Origin of the sequence: uncultured Brachyspira sp., from assembly GCF_944390595.1 — a bacterium.
Lineage (GTDB): Bacteria > Spirochaetota > Brachyspiria > Brachyspirales > Brachyspiraceae > Brachyspira.
The window spans coordinates 1-8,652 of the sequence record NZ_CALXRN010000188.1 but is presented as its reverse complement, the minus strand read 5'-3'; the positions used below and the strand labels follow the sequence as shown (position 1 = coordinate 8,652).

Annotated in this window: 8 protein-coding genes and 1 pseudogene; 4 read left to right on the top strand and 5 right to left on the bottom strand. The window is 27.5% G+C overall.

Annotation, left to right across the window (positions count from 1 at the left end; translation table 11 throughout):
- The 3 genes and pseudogenes from Q0J90_RS11075 to Q0J90_RS11065 form a co-directional block, all read right to left on the bottom strand.
- Positions 1-427: pseudogene (locus tag Q0J90_RS11075) on the bottom strand (methyl-accepting chemotaxis protein); the annotation flags it as partial.
- Positions 428-580: 153 nt separating this feature from the next.
- On the bottom strand, positions 581-955 hold the full coding sequence (locus tag Q0J90_RS11070; protein WP_297277960.1) for a GIY-YIG nuclease family protein: 375 nt from the start codon (positions 953-955) through the stop codon (positions 581-583).
- On the bottom strand, positions 945-1,625 hold the full coding sequence (locus Q0J90_RS11065; RefSeq protein WP_297277959.1) for a spore coat protein: 681 nt from the start codon (positions 1,623-1,625) through the stop codon (positions 945-947). The genes Q0J90_RS11070 and Q0J90_RS11065 overlap by 11 nt, the downstream gene beginning before the upstream one ends.
- 248 nt (positions 1,626-1,873) lie before the next feature.
- Between Q0J90_RS11065 and Q0J90_RS11060 the strand changes: the two genes are divergently transcribed.
- Both Q0J90_RS11060 and Q0J90_RS11055 read left to right on the top strand, forming a co-directional pair.
- Complete coding sequence (locus tag Q0J90_RS11060) at positions 1,874-3,055, top strand: ATP-binding protein (protein WP_297277958.1); 1,182 nt, start codon at positions 1,874-1,876, stop codon at positions 3,053-3,055.
- Positions 3,056-3,058: 3 nt separating this feature from the next.
- The gene (locus Q0J90_RS11055) at positions 3,059-4,402 is read left to right on the top strand and encodes a sigma-54 dependent transcriptional regulator (RefSeq protein WP_297277957.1); all 1,344 of its coding nucleotides are present in this window, start codon (positions 3,059-3,061) and stop codon (positions 4,400-4,402) included.
- Between the two features lie 52 nt (positions 4,403-4,454).
- On the opposite strand, the gene Q0J90_RS11050 is transcribed toward Q0J90_RS11055, so the two are convergent.
- Positions 4,455-4,919, bottom strand: a complete 465-nt coding sequence (locus tag Q0J90_RS11050) for a PTS glucose transporter subunit IIA (protein WP_297277956.1) — start codon at positions 4,917-4,919, stop codon at positions 4,455-4,457.
- A gap of 370 nt (positions 4,920-5,289) precedes the next feature.
- Here Q0J90_RS11050 and nagE point away from each other — a divergent pair, with 370 nt between their 5' ends.
- Positions 5,290-6,762 carry an N-acetylglucosamine-specific PTS transporter subunit IIBC gene (nagE, locus tag Q0J90_RS11045; protein ID WP_297277955.1) on the top strand — a complete coding sequence of 491 codons (1,473 nt, stop codon included), beginning with the start codon at positions 5,290-5,292 and terminating at the stop codon, positions 6,760-6,762.
- Between the two features lie 54 nt (positions 6,763-6,816).
- Here nagE and Q0J90_RS11040 read toward each other — a convergent pair whose 3' ends face one another.
- Positions 6,817-7,794 carry a tRNA-dihydrouridine synthase family protein gene (locus Q0J90_RS11040; protein WP_297277954.1) on the bottom strand — a complete coding sequence of 326 codons (978 nt, stop codon included), beginning with the start codon at positions 7,792-7,794 and terminating at the stop codon, positions 6,817-6,819.
- A gap of 152 nt (positions 7,795-7,946) precedes the next feature.
- On the opposite strand from Q0J90_RS11040, the gene Q0J90_RS11035 reads away from it, so the two are divergent.
- Positions 7,947-8,438 (top strand): CinA family protein, encoded by a 492-nt coding sequence (locus Q0J90_RS11035; protein WP_297277953.1) that lies wholly within the window; start codon positions 7,947-7,949, stop codon positions 8,436-8,438.
- The last annotated feature ends 214 nt before the right edge of the window (positions 8,439-8,652 follow it).

The window sequence follows — 8,652 nt, the reverse complement described above, 5'->3', positions numbered from 1 at the left end:
CGTTTCTTGATATATAATAATTGAATCTTCCATTAGCTGATTTGTAATTATCAGAATTAATATAATCAGCATCATTATCAATAGCATTAGGTTCAAAAGCTATTGAAAGTCCATTTATAGATTTAGGAAGATTATCAAAAAATACAGATGTTATTTGTTTATAAACTTCTCTGTCTCTTACACCTGATCTATAAAGATTTTCTATATTTATTTTTAATCCCATTACATTATATAAATGTTTTTCTATATTATATTTTATGCTATTAGATTCTTTAGAAGAACTTTCTTCTAATATTTTATAAGATAAATCTTTGCTTATTTTACCAGTATATAATTGTATAAACAGATTTGATATAATTACAATTAATATAATAGGAAGTAATATTGCAATCGTAATTTGAAATTTCAAACTTACTTTTTTAAACATGTAAGACTCCGTTAAATTTATGATGATAATAACAAATAAGTGTATTGTTATAAATGTATAGAAAACCCTAACACTTAAATATTACCATGAAAATTAAAAATGTAAACATTTTATAGTATACTATATATTATAAGTTTATGAAATTTTATATTTTTAAATATTATTATTGATTTTATTTATATCTTTTTTACTTATGCTTCTTATTCTTATATCACATTTATAATTTTTTTTATTTTTCATTTCTCTTATATAGTAAATTTTAAGAAGTCTATTGTTTTCTATAAACAGCATTTTTGTTTTTTTATCATTACTTTTTATATAATGTTCAATACTCAAAGCAATATTAACATTATCAACTTCCCAAGCAGATAAAAATTTCAAAGGTTTACGGAATTTTGTGTAATTAGCACCTTTTCCTTTTTTATGTTTATTAAACCTATTAATCAAATTATTAGTAATACCAGTATAATAAGAGTTATCTTCACAAAGTATTATATAAACATAATATTTATTTTTATTATCTTCCATTTCTTATATCGCTTATTATAGTATCAACGTCTACATATATGTCATTATTATATTTTTTAAATATGGAGCATACATTATTGTAATCTTCTATGGTATCAACTGTCGTTCTTAATTCAGGCATAGCAAAATCATTACTTACTTTAGGATTTTCTATTTTAAATTTATTCGGATTTCTATAATGATATTGAGTAATATGTTCATGTTCAAAATTATCATTAGAATTATCATTAGCATATTTCAAAGCATCATAATTTATAACCTCAACTCCGCTGCCGTAAGGAAGTAAATCATAATGGCTTAAATCAGCATTTTTTTCTATATGATAATCTATAATCATATCTAATGCTTTTATACTTACTAATGGATTATCTCCTGTAGCACGCACAATAATATCAGCATTAAATTTGAAAGCTGCTTTTGTGTATCTGTCTAATACATCTTCTTCACTTCCTACAAAATAACTGCATTTAAGATTATCAAATATATTTTTAAAAGAATCATAAGATTTTTCTTCTGTGGCAACAATTACATCATTTGCCATTTTAGAACTTCTTAATCTTTTTATAATAAGCTCAAGCATACTGCTGCAGTCAGCCATAGGTTTTAATGCTTTATTTGGAAGTCTTGTTGATCCTATTCTTGATGCTAATATAATAACTATTTTTTTCATTATAATGCCTATACTTTTTTAATTATAAGTTTTTTAATTATAATAGAATAATTAGTATTGTCAATTGACTTTGGCATCATTAGCAGATGTTGTGTTTTGTAATCAGTTTATACTTATTTTGCTTAATATATTTATGTAACAGAAAATGTTTTATATGATATTATAACTATGGCAGTATCATTAATAATAATAAATTGCTGTAATTTTTTGCTATTGAAGTTTTTTATATTTTTATTATACTTTATTGAATGAATAGAACTAATCAGTTTTTTGATAAAATTTTGCAGAATTTCGATAAAGTTTCTGATATAGAAAAGAAAAAAGTATTTAAAAGACTTACAACACTTTTATATTCTCAAAATATGATTATAGAAAATCTTGAAGAGGGTATAATTGCAATAGATAATAAAGGTATAATACAGGAAATTAATAAAAAGGCTTGTTTTTTATTTTCAATACCTAGAAATTCAGAAGGTAAATCGCTTTCAAAATATATGCATAATAATGATATAGGTAAAAGCATATTAGAATTTATAAGCATAAATGATTCAGAAACAAAATTATTAAAAGATAATGATAATGAAAGAATATTGCAGATAACCATACTTCCAATAGGAGACAGCGGAAGAATAATAGGAACACTTATAAAGGCATTTGATATAACAAAAACTTATGAAAGCAGTCAAAAACTAAAAAGAGCAGAACAATTAGCTTCTCTTACTACATTGGCTGCCGGAGTTGCACATGAAATAAAAAATCCGCTCGGATCTATTTCAATATATGTTCAGCTTATAGAAAAGATAATAAAAAAGAATATGGATAATGATTGTCAATGCTATAAGGATTTTAAAGAATATTCTGACATCATAAAAGAAGAAATAGGAAGATTGGAAGAAACTATTAATTCATTTTTATTTTCAGTACGTAAATTGGAATTGGATATTGAAGATGTTAATATAAATGAATTAATTTTGTCTACAGTTTCATTTTTAAAATATGAGATAGAACAAAACAATATTAATATAGATATAAAATTTGATAAAGATAATTTAATATTAAAATTGGATGCTAAATATATAAAGCAGTCATTAATTAATATAATACAAAATGCAATAGATGCTATGACAGATAATTCAGATGATAAGAAAAAAGAGATTTATATAAAATTAAAGACTATGGATAATTATGCTGTTATAAGCATAAAAGATACTGGTATCGGAATGAAGGAGGAGACTTTAAATAAAATATTTGAACCATATTTTACTACAAAAAGACATGGTACAGGATTAGGTCTTACAAATGTAGTGCGTATAATAGAAGCTCATAATGGTAATGTTTCAATAGAAAGTGAATACGGCAAAGGAAGCGAGTTTATAATAAAACTTCCATTGCAGCAGGAAAATCAAAAATTTTTGGAAACGGATTTATAAATTATGCCTAAGATATTAGTAATAGATGATGAAAAAAATATAAGAGACGGAATTAAAAAGTCATTGGAGTTTGAGGGTTACGAGGTAGTAACCGCAGAAAATGGAGAAAAGGGAATAGAGACAGTTTATAAGGGCGGTATAGATTTAGTTATAACTGATTTAAAAATGCCTAAAAAAACTGGGGAAGAATTTTTAAAAGATATTTTAGAATTTGATAAGCATATACCTGTAATAGTTTTAACCGGTCATGGTAATGTAGAAACTGCTGTAGAGATGATGAGGCTTGGAGCTTATGATTTTATGACAAAGCCTTTTAATCTTGATAAAATGCTTTTAATAATAGCTAGAGCATTAGAAAGTAAGAATATTAAAAAAACTAATGAAACTTTAGAAAAACGTGTAGATTATCATGAAAGTTTTTATGGAATGATAGGCCATAGTCCTAAGATATTAAAGGTATATGAGGCGATAAAGCAGGTTGCTAGAACTAAAGCTACTGTATTGATAGAAGGAGAAAGCGGAACAGGTAAGGAATTAGTGGCAAGTGCTATTCATCAAATATCAGATAGAGCAAAACAGCCTTATATAACTGTAAACTGTGCGGCACTTTCCGAAGGTGTTTTGGAAAGCGAATTATTCGGTCATGAAAAAGGTTCTTTTACAGGAGCTATTGATAAAAAGATAGGAAGATTTGAGGCTGCTAATAAAGGTACTATATTTTTGGATGAAATAGGAGAAATTAATCAGGCTGTTCAGGTTAAACTTTTAAGGGTGCTTGAAGAGAGGGTGATTGAAAGGGTAGGATCTAATACCCCAATAGATGTTGATATACGGGTTATTGCTGCTACAAATAAAAAATTATCAGAAGAAATAAAAGAAGGTAAGTTTAGAGAAGATTTATATTACAGACTTAATGTTATAAAGATAGAAATGCCTCCGCTTAGAGAAAGAAGAGAAGATATACCTCTTTTAATAGATAATTTTATTAAAGAATTTTCAAAAGTTCATTCTATAGAAATAACTTCTGTTGATAAGAAAGTGTACAAAATATTATCATCTCTTCAATGGGAGGGAAATGTAAGAGAATTAAGAAATACTATTGAAACTATGGTTGTTATGAGTAAAGACGGAAAGATTGATGAAAACAACATACCGGATTGGGCATTAAAAAATAATCATGAAGATAATTTTGTAGTAGATGGAAATGTTACTTTAGAAGAACTTGAAAAAATGTATATTAATCATTTACTTAGCCGAAATAATTTTAATAAAGCACAGGTTGCCAAAATATTAGGTATAGAAAGAGCTACTCTTTATAGAAAATTAAAAGAAGATATTAAAGATTAATTATTTGATTATTAAAAAGAGGGATTTTAATCCCTCTTTTAATTTGTGAAATTTATTTTGTAGCAATCATTATAACATCGCCTGCAGATATAGTTCTAGGTTCTGTTTTATCCAATGATTTTAATTCAGAAAAATTAGGTATGATTATTGGAGAAGTAATATCATATTCTTTTTCTACTTCCTCTTTATCAAATTCTATTAATAAAGTACCTGTTTTTACTTTGTCTCCTTCCTTAACATGAGCTTTGAAGTGCTTGCCCCCTAATTTTACAGTATCCATACCTATGTGTATAAGTATTTCTATACCTTTAGATGATAATCCTATTGCATGATTAGTATCTACCATTGTAACAACTTCGCCGTCTACAGGAGAGTAAATTTTTCCATCGCTTGGAATAATAGCCATGCCGTCTCCTAATGCCTTGCTTGAAAAAGCTTCATCTTTTACTTCTGTAACATCTACTAATTTCCCATTTATAGGACTTTTTATTTCAACTTTTTTAGAAAATAAACCCATATATGCCTCCATATTCTTTCTTTTACGATTTTAACATAAAGATTTATAAAGTAAATAACTTTGTATGTTAAAAATTTAATTAATTATGTTTATTTTTATATTGGGCAATAGAATTTTATATATGTATAAAAAATATTTATAGTATATATTGAACATAATTGTATATATAAAATCACGGAATAATTAAATTTATTAATTTTGTATTAATAAAATGATTTAATTTGTTTTTAATATCACAAAAATATAAAAAATATTTTTTATAAATCGTATAATACTTGATTATAAAAAAATAAGTAATATAATTATATATAGATAGAAAATTTTTTCATATATTATATATGAAAAAAATTAGAATTTTTATGGAGGATATATGTTTAATTATCTACAAAGAATAGGTAAATCCTTAATGGTACCAGTTGCTGTATTACCTGCAGCAGCTATTCTTTTGGGTATTGGTTATTGGATAGACCCTAATGGTTGGGGCGGCGGAAGTCCAGTTGCAGCTTTCTTCATTAAGGCAGGCGGATCCATTATAGATAATATGCCTATACTTTTTGCTATTGGTGTTGCTTTCGGTATGTCTAAGGATAGAAACGGTGCTGCTGCTTTAGCTGGTTTAGTTGCTTTTCTCGTTGTTACAACTCTTTTAGCACCTGCTACAGTTGCTATGATACAGAGTAAGCCTGCTGAGCAAGTACCTGCTGGTTTTGCTAAAATTAATAACCAATTTATAGGAATACTTTGCGGTGTTATAGCCGGAGGTTTGTATAATAAATTTGCTGAGGTAAAATTACCTGAATTTTTAGCATTTTTCAGCGGAAGAAGATTTGTACCAATAATTACATCTGTTGTAATGATGGTAGTATCTTTCATACTAATGGTTATTTGGCCTGCTATTTACGGAGGTTTGGTATCATTTGGTGAAGCTATTATAAGTCTTGGTCCTATAGGTGCTGGTATATACGGATTCTTTAACAGACTTTTAATTCCAGTTGGTTTGCACCATGCTCTTAACTCTGTATTCTGGTTTGATGTTGCCGGTATTAATGATATACCTAATTTCTTAGGCGGTCAGGCTTCTATAGATGCAGGTACAGCTACAGTAGGTGTTACAGGTATGTATCAGGCAGGATTTTTCCCTATAATGATGTTTGGGCTTGTTGGTGCTTGTTTGGCTTTCATTAAGAATGCTAAGCCTGAAAACAAAAACAAAATTAAATCTATAATGCTTGCAGCTGCTTTTGCTAGTTTCTTTACAGGTGTTACTGAACCAATAGAGTTCTCATTCATGTTTGTGGCTCCTGTATTATATTTAATACATGCTTTATTAACTTGTATATCTTTAATAATATCTGCAAGCTTCAAATGGATGGCTGGTTTCGGATTCTCTGCTGGTTTTATTGATTTGCTTTTATCTACTAAAAACCCATTAGCTACTAATTGGTATATGCTTATTATACAAGGTATAGTATTTTTTGCTTTGTATTTTGTTATATTCGATTTTGCTATCAGAAAATTTAATCTTAAAACTCCTGGAAGAGAAGATGATGCTGATGATGCAGAGGATGGAGAAGTATCTGTAGGTGCTTCTAATAAATCTTATGCTGATAAAGCTATACTTTTACTTCCTTTGTTGGGAGGAATTGAAAATATAGTTGATATAGATAACTGTGCTACTAGATTAAGATTAGAAGTTAAAGATAATACTATAATTAATGATGCTGAAATAAAGAAAAGTTTCCCTGGAGTATTAAAACCTGGTAAAACTTCTGTTCAGGTTATAGTTGGTACAGATGTTCAATTCTTAGCTGATGAATTTAAGAAGTTAGTAAAAAAAGAATAGTATAATTAATTGATAATTAAAGGCTTGCAGTATTTATTGCAGGCCTTTTTATATTTAGTTTTTTATTATATTATCTAATATTCTAAATAATTCTTCTTTACTTTCACATTTCATAAGTTCTATTTTGTTTTCCATTCTATAGCCTGTTAGATATTTCATAATAAATTTACGCATAAAATGTATTCCGCTTACTTCTCCGTATAGCTCACAGCATCCGCTTACATGTTCTTTTATAATATTTATTAAATTGTCATTTTCATTAATTTTGTTATCATACTCATTGTTATCATCAAATATTGTATTAAGTTCTCTAAATATCCAAGGATTTCCAATAGCACCTCTTCCTACCATTATTCCATCTACATTTGATGTTTCAAAAGCTTTTATGGCATCTTCTTTATTTTTTATATCTCCATTGCCTATTAATATATAATCTTTACCTAAAGCCTCTTTAACTTTTGCTATAGCTTCCCAATCTGCAGTTCCTCTGTATAAATCGCTTGCATATCTTCCATGCAGAGTAAGAAAGCATGCTCCGTTTTCTTTTAATGCCAAAGCTCTATCAATTTCTCCGCCTTCTCCTCTTTTTAGTCCAAGCCTAATTTTTACACTTACAGGCAGTTTTGAAACACTTTTTACAGCTTTTAGTATAGATAGCATTTTATCAGTATCGGACAATAATCCGGCCCCTCCATTATTTTTTACTACTTTCTTGGTAGGACATCCCATATTAATATCTATAAATGAAAAACCAGTTAAATCTGTTATTTCTATTGCTTTTTTATAATCATCTTCATTTGCTCCGAATAATTGAAGCGATACAGGATCTTCATCATCCTTATGCTCCATATATCTGTATGTCTTTTTTACCATTCTAGCTAAAGCAGCAGCACTGACCAACTCTGTTATAAGAAGTCCTGCTCCGAATCTTCTTGAAAGTCTTCTAAATACATAATCAGTATATCCTGCCATTGGAGCCAAAAAGAATCTTGACGGTATATTAATACCTTCTATGGTTATGCTTCTATTCATATTTCCTTCCCATTAATTTGTCCGATATGATATAATAATTAATAAAAAAGTTCAATAACATAATATAATTTGATTTATATATTTTGACAAACCAATGAAAATATAGTTTTATATTATTATTTATGTAATTGAATATAAAGAGTTTAATATTTATGATTAATAACAAAATAAAAGAAAAATCTAATGAAGTTGTCAAATTATTAACATCAAGGGGGCTAAAAATAACATCAACTGAATCATGTACAGGAGGCTTATTTGCAGCTTCCATTACATCAATCAGCGGTTCTTCAGAATGTTTTGAAGGTTCTTTTGTAACATATTCTAATGATATTAAGCATAAAATCATAAATGTTAGTGAGGAAACATTAAAAAAATACGGTGCTGTTAGTGAAGAATGCGTCTTAGAGATGTCTGAGAACAGCAGAAAGATAATGAATAGTGATATTTCCATATCAATAAGCGGTATTGCAGGACCTTCCGGAGGCACTGAATATAAGCCTGTAGGGTTAGTTTGGATATGTTTATCAGCAAATGGATATATTAAAGCATATAAAAATATCTTCACAGGAAACAGAGATGAAGTAAGAGAAAAAAGTGTATGCTTCGCTTTGGATTTAGTTCTAAATTTCATAAAAAAATGTTAGCTCTTACTAACAAGTGCTTAAAAATATTGAATTTAATAAAAAAATATAAAAAGTCAATTAATAATACCGAAAATATTATGTTTACTTCTTGACAAAAATAATTATGTAAACTAATATTCATAAAAAAGATAAATTAATTATGTAACCTTTATATAAACATAATTTTTTTATAAAGTAAACATAACTATAACCGATAAATTCTAAAGATAACTTT